Raw genomic sequence first — 15,738 nt, forward strand, 5'->3', positions numbered from 1 at the left:
CTCACGCCTCCTCTACACCGCCAACACTGTGAATGGCCGTGCGAATGCGGGTGTAAGTGGCGCAGCGACAAAGATTACCCGCCATGGCCGCATCAATCGCCTGGTCATCGGGCGTCGGCTGGCTATTCAGAAGAGCAGTTGCTGCCATGATCTGTCCTGACTGGCAGTAACCGCATTGCACCACCTCATGCGCTAGCCAGGCCTGCTGCACGGCTTTGCCCACGGCCGTCTCACCGATGGCCTCAATGGTGGTGATTGAGCGACCTGCCACAGCCGAAATAGGAGTCACACACGAACGGATCGGCTGGCCGTCGAGATGCACGGCGCACACCCCACACTGAGCAATGCCACAGCCGTATTTTGTCCCTGTCAGGCCGAGCACATCGCGCAAGACCCACAGCAGAGGCATATCCGCTGCAACGTCAACCTGCTGCGACTGTCCGTTGATGATTAACGTTTGCATGGTATTTCCTCTGCCTAATTGGGTTAATGCCGACAACTGTAGTCATCGCTTTTTAATGTGTTAATGGCACGTGACGCTGACTGAAACAGTCCACGTACTCACTGATTAATTCGCCTTAAACGAGAAACCAGCCACCCTGCCAGCGGAAAGGAGATGATCTGAGTGAAAGGCACCAAAACCACCACCTCCACCAAGACCATCAGCGGAAAGCTCAGATCATGGGTCAGCGGCCCCAATAAACTCAGTACCAATAAGAGCGTTGGGTATAGCCCCAGACAGCCCACCAAAATTCGCCAACCTAAATCTTTACTGCGTGTAGTCATAAAGCTCTCTGCAGCCAGTGCTGCGTCCATTGGACTGGAATATATAAATAAAAAAGCCCTACCACTCAGGAACGTGAAGTAGCAGAGCAAAAATTATGTCAGCACAACAATAGACATTCAGTGGTCACTGACGCGAACTACTAATTTGCCAAAGTTTCTACCTTCTAGCAGCCCAATAAAGGCATTGGGCGCCTCTTCCAAACCACTCACCAATTCCTCGCGATACTTGATCCGCCCCTGCGCAAACCAGCTCGACATTTCGTTAAAGAACTCGTCGTAACGGTGCGCATAATCATCAAAAATAATAAAGCCTTGGACATTGATGCGTTTGCGCAGAATGGCACCCATCAAAGATGGCAAACGATCTGGCCCCATGGGTAAAGCGGTATCGTTGTAGTGCGCAATAATGCCGCAGACCGGCACACGGGCTTTGGCGTTTAACAGCGGTAGAACCGCATCGAAAACCTTGCCGCCGACGTTTTCGAAATAGACATCAATACCCTCAGGGCAGGCCTTGGCCAGTTGCTCGGGGAAGTCCGGCGCATGGTGATCTATGCAGGTATCAAAACCCAGCACCTCGACGGCATGCCGGCATTTGTCCGCCCCGCCTGCTACTCCGACCACATGACAGCCTTTGATCTTGCCGATCTGCCCCACAGTCGCTCCCACCGGACCGGTAGCCGCCGCCACCACTAGCGTTTCACCAGTCTGGGGACGGCCAATGTCAAGCAAGCCCATGTAAGCGGTAAAGCCAGGCATACCTAATATGCCCAAGGCATAAGACGGATGAGTCGGCGAATCACCCAAACGAGTCAGGTCGCTGCCATCGGACAGGGCATAGTCTTGCCAGCCACTGAAGGACAGCACCCAGTCACCGACTTTGTAGGCCGGATTTTTCGAAGCTAGCACACGGCAGACTGTACCACCCACCATGACCCCACCGATTTCCACCGGTGGCGCATAGGACGGTGCATCACTCATGCGGCCGCGCATGTAAGGGTCGAGTGACAGATAGACGGTACGCAATAGCACCTGGCCTTCTGCAGGTTGAGGAATGGGGCTTTGTTCAATGCGAAAATTCGCTTCGACAGGCGCACCGTGCGGACGCGACGCCAGAACAACGCGCCGATTCACTTGCTTTGACTGGGGCATGTTCAAATTCCAGGGCTGGTGTTGGAGAAATGGTTAGGGGTACCACAATTTAATTAGACCAGTCTGCTACAAATATGATAGAGAACACCCACCTACAGGTGGGAAATCTCATCATCAGGCTTGATTAAACGCCAGCATGGCCAAGGTCGTAGCTTTGGCGTTTTCCAGCGACCGACTATTACGGTGGAGTTTGCTCAGCAGGCTGGCTCCGAGCCAAAGCTGGTAAAGGGCTGTCGCTGTTCGGTAAGCATCACCTTGCGGCAACGAGCCGTCGCGCTGCCCCTGCTCGATGCAGCCAGCGATACGTTCAATTATTTGATCTGATCCATCACGCAGCGTAATGCGCATTGACTCGGACAGGTCCGCCACCTCGGCGCTCAGCTTCACGACCAGACACTTCTGCTCATCGCAGGGCTCGCAATAACTATCAAGCCACTTCTGCCAATAGCCCATGAGCCGCTCGCGGGCAGTATTGCCCCTTACCGCGAAACGCTCGTCCATGTTCACCAAATAAGTGCGGAAGTAATCTTCCAGCAAGGACTGGCCGTATTGCTCCTTGGACTTGAAGTAATGGTAGAACGAGCCTTTCGGCACGCTGGCCGCCTGCAAAATCTCGTTAAGTCCCACACCCGTAAAGCCCTTAACCACCATCATGCGATGGCCGGTGTCGAGTAAATGTTGGCGCGTATCATCGTAAGTCTGCTTCATTGCGGAAGATTACCAAAAAATTAGACCAGTCGTCTACTTTGAATGTCAATGCTCTACTATAGCAACACTGCCAATCCGCCACCCACCTCATGCGACATCGAAAAGCTCGATTCAGCTAAATCTAGACGCGCCTGCCACCCTCCGGCGCTTACAGCAGCCAATCAAGCCTTAACGTAAATCGCACCATAGGGAGTCCAATCCGTAGGCAAAATATGCAGCGCTGAGCCTAATTAAGCAGTAGTAGACCGGTTGACTAGTAACCGAGTAGCATGCGAGCCACCGTCTAATGACCACACCATCAGCAATGCGCCTAATGGGCCAGCGCACACCCCGTCGGAGTTAAAATGATGATAAAACTTCACCACCTGAATGCTTCACGCTCGATTCGTATCCTCTGGCTACTGGAGGAAATAGGCCAGCCTTATGAGTTGATCAAATACCAGCGCGATGAAAAAACCCATTTAGCCCCCGCTTCACTCAAGGCCATGCACCCACTCGGCAAATCGCCGGTTATTGAGTTAGATGGCAAGGTTATTGCTGAGTCGGGTGCGATGATGGAAATTCTGATAAAGCGATTTGCGCCTCACTTAGCGCCTGATGAAGATTCAGCTGAGTACATCGATTACCTAACATGGATTCACTTTTCAGAAAGCTCAGCAATGCTGCCATTTTTGTTGAAGGTATTTAACGAATTTGAAATTAAATCTGGAACTGATCTCAAGTTTCTCGAAGATTACGCCGGAGCGGAATTTGATAAAGTTTTTTCATATTTAGACGACTATCTAAAGGGTAGGAAATTCTTAGTCGAAGATCGACTCACAGGAGCAGACTTCATGCTGGGGTTTGTCGTGAAAGGCGCACTCAATTGGCTAAAACCTGGGAGCAAATTACATATTGAGCGCTATGTTCGCAACCTTGAAAATCAGAATAGCTATATACGCGCACTGAGAATCGACGCAAACTGAATCGCTCCTAGTACGGTCCACTTTTAGTACGCTTCTCACTATCGCCACCGACCTTTGTTGGTCGGAAGCGGAGCATCAGAGCCGCGCCCTTGCTGCTCTGATGCTGCTCTGATTTACCATAAACCACGTTATGAGCAGTCCACTCAGCCATACCCCGCGCGCGCATCGACGAGGTACTCCAGCGCGTCGGCCTTACGCTCAGCCGAGCAATCGGCATGCTTGACCAAGGCGCGCAGCAGGCTTGAGCACAAGAGAACTTCATCGTCGTAATTGTCCTGCAGCTGCTGATACTGGGCTTTCAACTCGGCAATGCGCGCTTGAAGTTGCTCGGGGGTTTTCTCGGTCTGGGTCATGTCGTGGGGTCCTTTCTGTTCGTCAACAGACCACGCTCGGTAATGAACAGTGTCTCCGGCGCCATGCTCCATGCCTCACTTTCGTGAAGGGGAGTTCTGAGCATAGACAAAGATGATGCATAGGGTTTCTGAATGCTTGCTTGTCAGAAACCCCATGCACAAGGTGGGTCAGAGCTCATCAATTGGTGCTGTTCTCTTAAATTGACATGAGTCATGTCGCGTCAAAGTTCGACAAAACTAAGGTTTATTCGAACTGTTGCAGAGTGACGTATGGTGAGTGTATAGGCACATAAACACCTTTCGACGAGAAAATCATGAAAACCACTCGCTGGAACGTCGCTGTCTCCACCGACACTGACCAATCGCTTCGCATGTTTCTAGCCAGCCAAGGCGGTGGGCATAAGGGCGATCTGTCGCGCTTCATCGAAGAAACGGTGCGGGCACACATCCTTGTACTGAGCGCCGAACAGGCCAAGGCCGCTAACGCCCCTCTGAATGAGGCAGAACTGACCGAAGCAGTTGATCAAGCGCTCCACTGGGCACGTAGGCGCTGATGCGGGTCGTGTTGGATACCAACATCTTGTTCAGCGCGCTGATTTCACCCCATGGCGCGCCCGATGCGATCTACCAGGCTTGGCGGGCGGCACGTTTCGAGGTAGTGACCTCACGGGCACAGCTCGATGAAATTCGTCGCGCCAGTCGTTACCCCAAGCTTCAGGCTATCCTGCAGCTTGCCAACGTGGGTGCCATGATCAATAACCTGCAACGGGCGATGGTACTGGAGCGGTCTGCACCGAGGTACTGTGATCGATGCCGGTTGACTTTCTGACTCAAGAGCAACGCGACGGCTTTGGTCGCTATGTCGATCCTCCTAGCCGCGAAGAGCTGGAACGCTATTTTCACCTGAGCGATGACGACCACAAAGCCCTCCTGCCCCTGCGCGGCGAACACAACCGCCTCGGCTACGCCACGCAACTGACCAGCGTCCGCTACCTGGGCACCTTCCCTGAAGACTTTTCAGCCGTTCCGGATGAGGTGCTGCAAGCGCTCAGTCGTCAGCTCGGCATCAATGATCCGACTTGCATCCTGGCCTATGCTGAAACCCGTCAGCGCCAACAACTTGGTGCTCAGTGGCCAAGTCACCGCCTGCTTCAACATGAGCTGGCAACCAGAATTCGAAGCCAGGATCAAGCTGGCTGCGCGACCAATCTTCAAAGTGAGGAACGACATCTTTGAACATATCAATGCTCCATTGCCGAAGCCGCCAGATGGGCAATTTATTTTGCCGCCTAGCACTGTCGTTGGCATCACCAGAGATTACGAATACTCAACCCAAGCAATGGCACTCCAAACCTCAGGGGTGGTATTCGAGAATTCCCTCTCGGACTTGATAAGCCTGCAAAAACTCGCAGCTCGGCGTTTTCAGGCAGCATTGATAATGAGCAACGACCTGGAGGTCAGGAATCAAAAAGCCATACAGTCAGGCACAGAGGATGTAGTGCGCTTTGCCTTCAATTGCGGAGTGGCAACCTTGACGATAGGCTTTAGCCTGACCCATCCAGACGGATTGCGAGCGCTGGAGATGTATGACGAGGGCTATCGCCGCATCGAGGCCAACTGCTCCCTCAAGGATATTCACATGCGCTGGTTTCCTTAGCCTCATGTGGACTTGACTATGCGACTGCGGTGTTCGGGAAAAACGTAGTGTTTGTAAGCATCTCAAGCTCCTGGGAACTCAGTCATAGTAACTCCTTTGCATCCCAGTTGTTTAACGCCCTACATTGCCTGATCCGCCGCTTTCAGCAACGAGCCCAGACTTTGGCCATGATTAGGGCACAGCCCACCGACCTCATGGCCATACTTGTCGTTAATTTCCTTGAAATGATCCAGATCGAACAACAGTACGGCAAACGCAGTACCACTCACTGTCCAGTTTGAAAGGGCCTGATCAAAACGATCGGCGAAGAGGTAGTGTTTCGGCAATTTCGTTAGAATATCACGAGTTGCGAGATAGGCCGAGCGTTCGTGATCGACCTCTGCTCTTTCGATCACGTTGAAATGTCAAACCAATACCACCGGCATTAGTACGAATGCACCTGCGAGAATCGCAAGGATTATCAATGCTTCCGCAGTCAGAATATCCCCTAAACTGTTGGCGCTGATTGACCCACCGGGGGTGCGGCAAAAAACTTGGACTGGTTATGCCGCGAGGCCCATGCTCTCACGATGCTCAACAGGACTGAGAGCGCCGAGAGAAATCTTGATTCGTTTCTCGTTGTACCAGCGAATGTATGAATCCAAGGCCTGAATGAACTGCTCGATGCTCGTTGACTGCCAGTTGCGAGGATAGAACAGTCCAGTTTTCAGCCGGCCGAATAAGCCTTCACAATCCTCGTTGTCAGGTAAGCATCCCTTCCGCGACACCGAACGAATCAGCTTCGCCTCAGCGATGCGCGATAACCAGCCGCGCCAGCGGTAGTGAGCGCCACGATCGGAGTGAACAACAGGCCGTTTATCGTTGTTGGCCACCGTTTCGACAGCGGCATCCAGCATCGTGTTCACAAGCTCGGCGTCGGGACGCGTGCCGATCGACCAACTGATGACCTTACCATCGAAGCAGTCGATCATGGGGGACAGGTACACCTTGCCGGCCGGGATCTGGAACTCCGAGATGTCGGTCAGCCATTTCTCATTCGGAGCTAGGGCCGTGAAGTCGCGGTTGAGGAGGTTTTCCGGCGCCGGACTGATCTCCCCGAGGTAGGAACCGTATCGACGCCGTTTCGGCTTGGCGACGACTAGGCACTCCTGCTTCATCAAGCGCTGCACCACCTTCTCTGAAAGGCGCACACGCTGCCTGCTCAACGAAGCTTGCATCCGACGGCAGCCATAGCAACGATGATTGCGCTCGAATATGTACGCCATGGCACGACGCGCTTCGGTTTACTTTTCCGCGACCTGCATTCGGGCTCGATGATAGAAATAGGAGCTTCGGGCCAAGCCCAACGCGTCAAGCAGCTCTAGCAAGGAGTACCTCTGCCTCAGGGCATCAGCCAGCAATGTCTTCTCCCGATTGGTCAGGACTTGCAGGTCGATGTCCGTATCTTTTTTTATGAGCTCATTCGCTTTCATCAACAGGTCGTGCTCAAGCTGCAGACGGCGCACGTCGAGCCGAAGAGATTCAAGTTGCCGCTCCAACTCTTCTCGCTCCGGTGACGATGGAGTTCTTGTCGCCACTTCATGGATGCGGATGCCTCTGGGCCGAATAGCTGATTTTCCAGTTGTACAACGCGGCCTGCACACGCCCAGCTTTTGAGCCACGGCGTTCGCACTTTCTTGTCGCGTGCACAGCGCGATGACCGCGGCCTGCTTCATCGCTAGCTCGTCAGATTGACCGACGACGCGCGCGTGCAGTTCGGGGTGCAATTTGTGAATCCAGGCACGCAACGAATCCCGTGCCGGGTAGCCCAAAGCCTTGATGGTGGAGGCGATACAGCGCCCGTGGTCGAGATAGTACCCGACAGCCTTTTCCCTTTGGACCGATGAGTACTTCGGCTTCGAGAGCACGTAGCCACGCGACAGGTCGAGGCATCGCTCCTACTCTTCATACCAGCTCTTCAGAGAGTTTTTCGTCGGGTAGCCCAACTGACGAATAGTTGCCCCGGTGTGCTTCACCAGTTTGACGTAGAGCTTGACTGCTCGGATGCGATCTTCGTATGAATACATGAACTACCTCCAGGTAGTCCAACATTTCTACCGTCCCCCTGGATCAGTTTTCGGTCAGCGGCAACGGGCTTAGGTCGGTTTTTGAATCTGCTGCCCCCCCCCCCCAGAAACAAGAACAAGCAACATAAATTTCTCTTGATTATGCTTGTATATACATGATTACATGTATAGGCAATCTGGTGACAAACCAAAAAAAATAGGGCTATTCGGCCATTTCAAGAGGATTCCTGGTGAGCAAGCCATCCAATTTCCGTAATGTCGAAATCCGCGCTGCGCGTGGTAACAAGCTGACCGCCAAAAGCTGGCTGACTGAAGCACCGCTGCGCATGCTGATGAACAACCTCGATCCGGAAGTCGCCGAGAACCCTAAAGAACTAGTGGTTTACGGTGGTATCGGTCGCGCTGCGCGTAACTGGGAATGCTACGACAAGATTGTCGAAAGCCTGACCAACCTGAATGATGACGAGACCCTGCTGGTACAATCCGGCAAGCCGGTCGGCGTGTTCAAGACCCACAGCAACGCCCCGCGCGTGCTGATCGCTAACTCCAACCTGGTGCCGCACTGGGCGAACTGGAAGCACTTCAACGAACTGGACGCCAAAGGCCTGGCCATGTACGGCCAGATGACCGCCGGCAGCTGGATCTACATCGGCAGCCAGGGCATCGTCCAGGGCACCTACGAAACCTTCGTCGAAGCCGGTCGCCAGCACTACAACGATGACCTGAAAGGCAAGTGGGTACTGACCGCCGGTCTCGGTGGCATGGGCGGCGCGCAGCCTCTGGCCGCCACCCTGGCCGGTGCCTGCTCGCTGAACATCGAATGCCAACAGGTGAGCATCGATTTCCGTCTGAAAAGCCGCTATGTCGATGAGCAAGCCAAAGACCTCGACGACGCGCTGGCCCGTATCGCCAAGTACACCGCCGAAGGCAAGGCCATCTCCATCGCGCTGCTGGGCAACGCGGCGGAAATCCTGCCGGAACTGGTCCGTCGCGGTGTGCGTCCAGACATGGTCACCGACCAGACCAGCGCCCACGACCCGCTCAACGGTTATCTGCCGGCCGGCTGGACCTGGGAGCAATACCGCGCTCGCGCCAAGACCGAACCTGCTGCCGTGATCAAGGCCGCCAAGCAATCGATGGCGGTGCACGTCAAAGCGATGCTCGACTTCCAGAAGCAAGGCATCCCGACCTTCGACTACGGCAACAACATCCGTCAGATGGCCCAGGAAGAAGGCGTTGAAAACGCATTCGACTTCCCGGGTTTCGTACCGGCGTACATCCGTCCGCTGTTCTGCCGTGGCATCGGCCCGTTCCGTTGGGCGGCACTGTCGGGCGATCCGCAAGACATCTACAAGACCGACGCCAAGGTCAAGGAACTGATCCCGGACGACGCGCACCTGCACAACTGGCTGGACATGGCCCGCGAGCGCATCAGCTTCCAGGGCCTGCCGGCACGTATCTGCTGGGTCGGCCTGGGCTTGCGCGCCAAACTCGGCCTGGCGTTCAACGAAATGGTACGCAGCGGCGAGCTGTCGGCGCCGATCGTGATCGGTCGCGACCACCTCGATTCCGGCTCGGTTGCCAGCCCGAACCGTGAAACCGAATCGATGCAGGATGGTTCCGATGCTGTGTCCGACTGGCCACTGCTCAACGCCCTGCTGAACACCGCGAGCGGTGCGACCTGGGTATCCCTGCATCACGGCGGCGGCGTCGGCATGGGCTTCTCCCAGCACTCGGGCATGGTGATTGTCTGCGACGGTACCGACGAAGCGGCCGAGCGTATCGCTCGCGTGCTGCATAACGACCCGGCCACCGGTGTCATGCGTCACGCCGATGCCGGTTACCAGATCGCCATTGATTGCGCCAAGGAACAGGGCCTGAACCTGCCAATGATTACCGGTTGATAAAAGCGGACCGCAATGTAATAGCGGTCCACGGCCACGCATCGCTGTAAAAACGCAGCTAACCACTACTTGATTTCAAAATAAACCAGCGTGCCAACGCGCTACACCGCAAATGCGGGCAGCGATTGATAACGGAATCACCCGGAACGTCTGGTTAGTGATTTAAAGAACCCTCGAAAGGAGCATGAATGTGACTGCGCTTAACTTGATTCCCGGTCAACTGAGCTTGGCCCAACTGCGTGATGTCTATCAGCAGCCGGTGAAACTGACGCTCGACTACAGCGCTTCGGCCCAGATCGAAGCCAGTGTCGCTTGCGTGGAACAAATCCTCACCGAGAACCGCACCGCTTACGGCATCAACACCGGTTTCGGCCTGCTGGCCTCGACCCGCATCGCCAGCGAAGACCTGGAAAACCTCCAGCGCTCGCTGGTGCTGTCCCACGCCGCCGGTGTCGGCCAACCGATCAGCGACGACCTGGTGCGCTTAATCATGGTGCTCAAGGTCAACAGCCTGAGCCGTGGTTTCTCCGGTATTCGCCGTGTGGTGATCGATGCGCTGATTGCCCTGATCAACGCTGAGGTTTACCCGCACATTCCGCTGAAAGGTTCAGTGGGCGCGTCTGGTGACCTGGCGCCTTTGGCGCACATGTCGCTGGTGCTGCTGGGTGAAGGCAAGGCGCGTTACAAAGGCGAGTGGATGGAAGCGACCGAAGCACTGAAAGTTGCTGGTCTGACGCCGCTGACCCTGGCTGCGAAAGAAGGTCTGGCGTTGCTCAATGGCACTCAGGTTTCCACTGCTTACGCGCTGCGTGGTCTGTTCGAAGGTGAAGATCTGTTCGCTGGTGCTGTGGCTGTTGGTGCCCTGACGGTCGAAGCGGTATTGGGTTCGCGCTCTCCGTTCGACGCACGTATCCACGCTGCCCGTGGCCAGAAAGGCCAGATCGACGCCGCAGCCGCCTATCGCGACCTGCTGGGCGAGCGCAGTCAAGTCTCCGATTCGCACAAGAACTGCGAAAAGGTTCAAGATCCGTACTCCCTGCGCTGCCAGCCGCAAGTCATGGGCGCCTGCCTGACCCAGTTCCGCCAGGCTGCCGAAGTGCTGGCTGTCGAAGCCAACGCGGTGTCCGACAACCCGTTGGTGTTCGCCGCTGAAGGCGACGTGATCTCCGGCGGTAACTTCCACGCGGAACCGGTGGCCATGGCCGCGGACAACATGGCATTGGCCATTGCTGAAATCGGTTCCCTGAGCGAGCGTCGTATCTCGCTGATGATGGACAAACATATGTCGCAACTGCCACCGTTCCTGGTGGCCAACGGCGGCGTGAACTCCGGCTTCATGATCGCCCAGGTGACCGCAGCGGCACTGGCCAGCGAAAACAAGGCACTGGCGCATCCGCACTCGGTGGACAGCCTGCCGACTTCCGCCAACCAGGAAGACCACGTTTCCATGGCCCCGGCTGCTGGCAAGCGTCTATGGGAAATGGCCGAAAACACCCGCGGGATTCTCGCCGTTGAATGGCTGGCAGCGGTTCAAGGCCTGGACCTGCGCAACGGTCTAAAGACCTCGCCGAAACTGGAGCAGGCCCGGGCGATTCTGCGTAAAGAAGTGCCGTTTTATGAGAAAGACCGTTTCTTCGCGCCGGACATCAACGCGGCCACCGAGTTGCTGGCTTCGCGTTGCCTGAATGAGCTGGTACCGGTCCAGCTGCTGCCCAGCCTGTAATTAGGGAGGGGCCTTTGGCTCCTTTGCGCAGACAAGCTGATAGAAGTCCTACCCGCTCCCATCAAGGAGCGGGTTTTCACTTAAGTCAATTTACGCTCATAAAAATAAATAGAGATGCGCAATGCAACAGCAAGCAACAGGCTTGAAACGCGGGCTCTCGGCTCGACATATTCGATTCATGGCGCTGGGGTCAGCTATCGGCACCGGGCTGTTTTACGGTTCTGCCTCGGCCATCCAAATGGCCGGCCCAGCGGTACTGCTAGCGTACCTGGTTGGTGGTGCGGCGGTGTTTATAGTGATGCGCGCACTGGGTGAAATGTCAGTACGCGACCCGGTGGCTGGCTCGTTCGGGCAGTATGCCAGTACTTATCTGGGGCCAATGGCCGGCTTTATCCTCGGCTGGACTTACGCTTTTGGAACGATAATCGTGGGTTTGGCCGACGTCACCGCCTTCGGTATTTATATGGGCTTTTGGTTTCCGGAGGTTGCACGCTGGATCTGGGTACTTGGCATTGTATGCCTGATTGGTGGACTGAACCTGTGCACGGTGAAAGTTTTCGGTGAAATGGAATTCTGGTTGTCGTTGCTCAAAGTCGGGGCCATTATCGCGATGATACTTGGTGGATTCGGCATCATTCTGTTTGGTATGTACAGTGCGAACCCTTCGACGGACATTGGTATCAACAATCTCTGGATACACGGCGGTTTCATGCCCAACGGTTTCAGTGGCCTGATCGCCTCGTTTGCGGTGGTGATGTTTGCCTTCGGCGGTATCGAAATCATCGGTGTGACTGCCGGTGAAGCCAAAGACCCGCAACGGGTGTTGCCGAAGGCGATCAACGCGGTACCAATACGAATACTGCTATTTTATGTCCTGACCTTGTTTGTATTGATGGCAATTTTCCCTTGGCCGCAGATCGGCAGTCAGGGCAGTCCCTTCGTGCAGATTTTCGACAATCTGGGGATCAGTTCGGCGGCAACCATCCTCAATATCGTTGTGATTTCCGCAGCAGTCTCAGCGATCAATAGCGAGATATTCGGGGCCGGTCGGATGATGTACGGCCTAGCGCAGCAAGGTCATGCACCAAAAGTCTTTGGCAAACTATCTCGACATGGCGTGCCCTGGATGACTGTGTTAGTCATGGGCGCAGCCTTGCTCGGTGGCGTGGCATTGAACTACTTGATCCCGGAAAAGGTTTTCCTGGTGATCGCCTCGATTGCCACATTTGCCACGGTCTTGGTTTGGTTGATGATTCTAGTCACTCAGGTGGCCATGCGTCGCTCCATGAGCAGCGAACAAGTCGCCCAGTTGCAATTCCCGGTGCCGTTCTGGCCTTTTGCCCCTCTAGCAGCCATTACCTTCATGTTGTTTATCATTGGTGTACTGGGATATTTCTCGGATACACAACCAGCATTAATCGTCGGAGTAATTTGGATTGCCTTACTCGCAGTCGCCTATTTAGTGTGGGTGAAACCGGCGTCAGGACGTAAGGTCCAGGGGTCCCGTGATCTTTCTATGCCCCGTCAATACCCTAACGGAGACCACGGATGAAAACTCTATGGCAACACTGCCACGTCGCAACCATGGCGCAAGGCGTCTACTCGATCATCGAGGATGCGGCCATCGTGACGTCCGGTGCGCACATTGAGTGGATTGGCCCGCGCGCTGAACGGCCGGCGGGCGAGTACCCGGCGGTCAATGATTTGAACGGGGCCTGGGTGACGCCGGGCCTGATCGACTGCCACACCCACACGGTGTTCGGCGGAAACCGCAGCGGTGAATTCGAACAGCGCCTGCAAGGCGTCAGTTACGCAGAAATAGCGGCGGCGGGTGGTGGCATTGCAAGCACTGTGCGTGCCACTCGCGCGGCCACCGAAGACCAATTGTTCGCCAGCGCCGCCAAGCGCCTGAAAAGCTTGATGCACGACGGCGTGACCACGGTCGAGATGAAATCCGGCTACGGCCTCGACCTGGCCAGCGAACGCAAGATCCTGCGGGTCATCCGCCGTCTCGGCGCCGAACTACCGGTCAGCGTTCGCAGCACTTGCCTGGCCGCGCACGCCTTGCCGCCCGAATATGCCGATCGCGCTGACGACTACATCGATCACATCTGCGCCGAGATGCTCCCGGCCCTGGCCGCCGAAGGGCTGGTGGATGCGGTGGATGCGTTTTGCGAATACCTGGCGTTTTCCCCGGCGCAGGTCGAGCGGGTGTTCATCACCGCTCAGGAACTGGGGTTGCCGGTGAAACTGCATGCCGAGCAATTGTCGACCCTGCACGGTTCGACCCTGGCGGCGCGTTACCACGCACTGTCCGCCGATCATCTGGAGTTCATGACCGAAGACGACGCCATCGCCATGGCCAAGTCCGGCACGGTCGCGGTGCTGTTGCCTGGCGCTTTCTACTTCCTGCGCGAGACTCAATTGCCGCCGATGGACGCCCTGCGCAAGCACGGGGTGAAAATCGCCATCGCCAGTGACCTCAACCCCGGCACTTCACCGGCATTGTCGTTGCGCCTGATGCTGAACATGGCGTGCACCTGTTTCCGTATGACCCCGGAAGAAGCCCTGGCCGGCGCCACGATTCACGCCGCCACTGCCCTGGGCATGGCCGACACCCACGGCTCGCTGGAGGTGGGCAAGGTCGCGGATTTCGTCGCCTGGCAAATCGATCGTCCCGCTGACCTGTCGTATTGGCTGGGCGGTGATCTGGAAAAACGCGTCGTGCGTCACGGCGTCGAAACGAGTCTGTAGGAGAGCAGTTGTGGATAAGGTTCTGAACTTCAAACAAGGCCGCGTGCCACTGCTGATCAGCATGCCCCACGCCGGTGTGCGCCTGACCCCGGCGGTCGAGGCCGGGTTGATCCCGGCCGCGAAAAGCCTGCCGGACACCGACTGGCACATCCCGCAGCTTTACGAGTTCGCCGCCGAACTGGGCGCCAGTACCCTGGCCGCCGAGTATTCGCGGTTCGTCATCGACCTGAACCGGCCGTCCGACGACAAACCGTTGTACGTGGGTGCGACCACCGGCCTGTACCCGGCGACGCTGTTTGACGGTGTGCCGTTGTTCCGTGAAGGTTTGGAGCCTTCGAAAGAAGAGCGCGCGACCTACCTGGAGCAGATCTGGACGCCCTACCACAGCACCTTGCAGCAGGAGCTGGCGCGCCTCAAAGCCGAATTCGGCTATGCGCTGCTGTTCGATGCCCACTCGATTCGCTCGATCATCCCGCACCTGTTCGACGGCAAACTGCCGGACTTCAACCTCGGCACCTTCAATGGCGCCAGTTGCGATCCACAGCTTGCGACTCAATTGGAAGCGATCTGCGCCGCACACCCGGACTACAGCCATGTGCTGAACGGACGCTTCAAGGGCGGCCACATCACCCGGCATTACGGCAACCCGGCCGAAAACATCCATGCCGTGCAACTGGAGTTGGGCCAGTGCACGTATATGGAAGAGGTTGAGCCGTTCTGCTACCGCGAAGACCTGGCGACTCCGACCCAGGCAGTGTTAACAACTCTGTTAGAACGTATGCTTTCTTGGGGAATTGAGCAATATCGAAAGTAAGCTCTCTTGAAGCACTACAAAGCCTACAATCGGGTGCACATATTACCTATGTATGCGCGTGAAAAACCAGCCACACCCAAAAGGATTGGCTGCTCAGCTTACCTGTTATTTATTAGACCTACATGCTCAACTAGCGATGAGCTATTCCTAGAAAAATTGCTACCGGCCAGTCAGGTGGATTACCATTCCACCTAATGGCTTGAAGTGTAACTTTGAAACCAACCTAAGCTGGCTTAACAATACGGCTTGAAGAGAGACTTACAATCCTTCAATGAATGGCATTCACAATTTTCTTGCTCGGCGCCTCGTTGGCGTTTATTACCGAACTTCATTGTTCACCCTGTAAAAATGATACCTGCAGTGCTACACTGCCATCCGCCCAATCTGCTTATTCTGCCATAGGTGCTGCGCGCACGAGCTAGTGTCGCTTAACGCCATTTTCGTCCTTTGGTGGCCAACTATTATCATCCGGTTTTTTGCTACCCACAGGTGCAGTTGCACGGATGTTGGTATCAAGCGATACGCTTTCCCATTCGCAAGATGCCGGCTCGGGCGACGTTAGAGGGTTCCACACAGCCGTACTAGCCTGATCAAATATCACATCAGTTTAATTTATCTAAACAACTCGACAGATTTTCTGATCTGTTCGCATCAATCCATTCCCGTATTCTGCATAACAGTCGCCCCTGCTGAACAGGGCGAAAAAATAAGAATAATGAGGATGGTTCTATGTTTTTGCGAAACGCGTGGTATGTCGCCGCCAGCGAAGCCGAACTGGGCGAAGATCTGTACCCCGTCACTCTGCTCAGTGAATCGGTGGTGCTGTACCGCAAGAGTGACGGCACCCCGGTAGCCC

At 55.6% G+C, this 15,738-nt stretch carries 14 protein-coding genes and 3 pseudogenes; 10 read left to right on the plus strand and 7 right to left on the minus strand.

All coding sequences use genetic code 11. From position 1 onward, the window contains the following. Position 1: 1 nt before the first annotated feature. The 4 genes from EQV97_RS28530 to EQV97_RS28545 all read right to left on the minus strand — a co-directional run bounded on the left by EQV97_RS28530 (position 2) and on the right by EQV97_RS28545 (position 2,646). Positions 2-463, minus strand: a complete 462-nt coding sequence (locus EQV97_RS28530) for a (2Fe-2S)-binding protein (protein WP_240890546.1) — start codon at positions 461-463, stop codon at positions 2-4. A 98-nt stretch (positions 464-561) separates the two neighbouring features. After that, a complete protein-coding gene (locus EQV97_RS28535) occupies positions 562-786 on the minus strand; it encodes a hypothetical protein (protein ID WP_095030952.1) in 225 nt (74 codons plus the stop codon). 117 nt (positions 787-903) lie between these two features. Beyond that, entirely contained in the window at positions 904-1,938 is a 1,035-nt protein-coding gene (locus EQV97_RS28540) for an NADP-dependent oxidoreductase (protein WP_240890547.1), read from the minus strand. A 114-nt stretch (positions 1,939-2,052) separates the two neighbouring features. Next, entirely contained in the window at positions 2,053-2,646 is a 594-nt protein-coding gene (locus tag EQV97_RS28545) for a TetR/AcrR family transcriptional regulator (protein WP_240890548.1), read from the minus strand. Between the two features lie 344 nt (positions 2,647-2,990). On the opposite strand from EQV97_RS28545, the gene EQV97_RS28550 reads away from it, so the two are divergent. Then, positions 2,991-3,611 (plus strand): glutathione S-transferase, encoded by a 621-nt coding sequence (locus EQV97_RS28550; protein ID WP_240890549.1) that lies wholly within the window; start codon positions 2,991-2,993, stop codon positions 3,609-3,611. A 143-nt stretch (positions 3,612-3,754) separates the two neighbouring features. Here EQV97_RS28550 and EQV97_RS28555 read toward each other — a convergent pair whose 3' ends face one another. After that, on the minus strand, positions 3,755-3,964 hold the full coding sequence (locus tag EQV97_RS28555) for a hypothetical protein (protein WP_240890550.1): 210 nt from the start codon (positions 3,962-3,964) through the stop codon (positions 3,755-3,757). 314 nt (positions 3,965-4,278) lie between these two features. Between EQV97_RS28555 and EQV97_RS28560 the strand changes: the two genes are divergently transcribed. From EQV97_RS28560 to EQV97_RS28575, 4 genes and pseudogenes are all read left to right on the plus strand, one after another. Then, a complete protein-coding gene (locus tag EQV97_RS28560) occupies positions 4,279-4,518 on the plus strand; it encodes a ribbon-helix-helix domain-containing protein (protein WP_102605451.1) in 240 nt (79 codons plus the stop codon). After that, positions 4,518-4,748 (plus strand): annotated as a pseudogene (locus tag EQV97_RS28565) (putative toxin-antitoxin system toxin component, PIN family); the annotation flags it as partial. The gene EQV97_RS28560 and the pseudogene EQV97_RS28565, both read left to right, overlap by 1 nt. A 26-nt stretch (positions 4,749-4,774) precedes the next feature. After that, positions 4,775-5,083 (plus strand): annotated as a pseudogene (locus EQV97_RS28570) (DUF4158 domain-containing protein); the annotation flags it as partial. Positions 5,084-5,120: 37 nt separating this feature from the next. Continuing rightward, complete coding sequence (locus tag EQV97_RS28575; protein WP_240890552.1) at positions 5,121-5,621, plus strand: hypothetical protein; 501 nt, start codon at positions 5,121-5,123, stop codon at positions 5,619-5,621. A gap of 119 nt (positions 5,622-5,740) precedes the next feature. On the opposite strand, the gene EQV97_RS28580 is transcribed toward EQV97_RS28575, so the two are convergent. Beyond that, positions 5,741-6,016 (minus strand): GGDEF domain-containing protein, encoded by a 276-nt coding sequence (locus EQV97_RS28580; RefSeq protein WP_240890553.1) that lies wholly within the window; start codon positions 6,014-6,016, stop codon positions 5,741-5,743. A 147-nt stretch (positions 6,017-6,163) separates the two neighbouring features. Beyond that, positions 6,164-7,687: pseudogene (locus EQV97_RS28585) on the minus strand (IS3 family transposase). A gap of 230 nt (positions 7,688-7,917) precedes the next feature. Here EQV97_RS28585 and hutU point away from each other — a divergent pair. From hutU to hutG, 5 genes are all read left to right on the plus strand, one after another. Continuing rightward, positions 7,918-9,591 carry a urocanate hydratase gene (hutU, locus tag EQV97_RS28590; RefSeq protein ID WP_240890554.1) on the plus strand — a complete coding sequence of 558 codons (1,674 nt, stop codon included), beginning with the start codon at positions 7,918-7,920 and terminating at the stop codon, positions 9,589-9,591. A 184-nt stretch (positions 9,592-9,775) separates the two neighbouring features. Beyond that, positions 9,776-11,314: a histidine ammonia-lyase gene (hutH, locus tag EQV97_RS28595; RefSeq protein ID WP_240890555.1), complete on the plus strand. Its 1,539-nt coding sequence runs from the start codon at positions 9,776-9,778 to the stop codon at positions 11,312-11,314. A gap of 121 nt (positions 11,315-11,435) precedes the next feature. Next, the gene (locus EQV97_RS28600; protein ID WP_045060605.1) at positions 11,436-12,866 is read left to right on the plus strand and encodes an amino acid permease; all 1,431 of its coding nucleotides are present in this window, start codon (positions 11,436-11,438) and stop codon (positions 12,864-12,866) included. After that, entirely contained in the window at positions 12,863-14,068 is a 1,206-nt protein-coding gene (gene hutI, locus EQV97_RS28605; protein WP_240890556.1) for an imidazolonepropionase, read from the plus strand. Before EQV97_RS28600 ends, hutI begins: the two co-directional genes overlap by 4 nt. A 10-nt stretch (positions 14,069-14,078) precedes the next feature. Beyond that, a complete protein-coding gene (gene hutG / locus EQV97_RS28610) occupies positions 14,079-14,882 on the plus strand; it encodes an N-formylglutamate deformylase (RefSeq protein ID WP_240890557.1) in 804 nt (267 codons plus the stop codon). Positions 14,883-15,738 lie beyond the last annotated feature (856 nt).

The organism is Pseudomonas sp. TMW22090, from assembly GCF_022496665.1.
GTDB classification, from domain to species: Bacteria; Pseudomonadota; Gammaproteobacteria; order Pseudomonadales; family Pseudomonadaceae; genus Aquipseudomonas; species Aquipseudomonas gregormendelii.

Coding starts and splice junctions, on each gene's coding strand:
- EQV97_RS28530 (WP_240890546.1), bottom strand. CDS start 463: ATGCAAACGTTAATCATCAACGGACAGTCGCAGCAGGTTGACGTTGCA.
- EQV97_RS28535 (WP_095030952.1), bottom strand. CDS start 786: ATGACTACACGCAGTAAAGATTTAGGTTGGCGAATTTTGGTGGGCTGT.
- EQV97_RS28540 (WP_240890547.1), bottom strand. CDS start 1,938: ATGCCCCAGTCAAAGCAAGTGAATCGGCGCGTTGTTCTGGCGTCGCGT.
- EQV97_RS28545 (WP_240890548.1), bottom strand. CDS start 2,646: ATGAAGCAGACTTACGATGATACGCGCCAACATTTACTCGACACCGGC.
- EQV97_RS28550 (WP_240890549.1), top strand. CDS start 2,991: ATGATGATAAAACTTCACCACCTGAATGCTTCACGCTCGATTCGTATC.
- EQV97_RS28555 (WP_240890550.1), bottom strand. CDS start 3,964: ATGACCCAGACCGAGAAAACCCCCGAGCAACTTCAAGCGCGCATTGCC.
- EQV97_RS28560 (WP_102605451.1), top strand. CDS start 4,279: ATGAAAACCACTCGCTGGAACGTCGCTGTCTCCACCGACACTGACCAA.
- EQV97_RS28575 (WP_240890552.1), top strand. CDS start 5,121: ATGAGCTGGCAACCAGAATTCGAAGCCAGGATCAAGCTGGCTGCGCGA.
- hutH (WP_240890555.1), top strand. CDS start 9,776: ATGAATGTGACTGCGCTTAACTTGATTCCCGGTCAACTGAGCTTGGCC.
- EQV97_RS28600 (WP_045060605.1), top strand. CDS start 11,436: ATGCAACAGCAAGCAACAGGCTTGAAACGCGGGCTCTCGGCTCGACAT.
- hutI (WP_240890556.1), top strand. CDS start 12,863: ATGAAAACTCTATGGCAACACTGCCACGTCGCAACCATGGCGCAAGGC.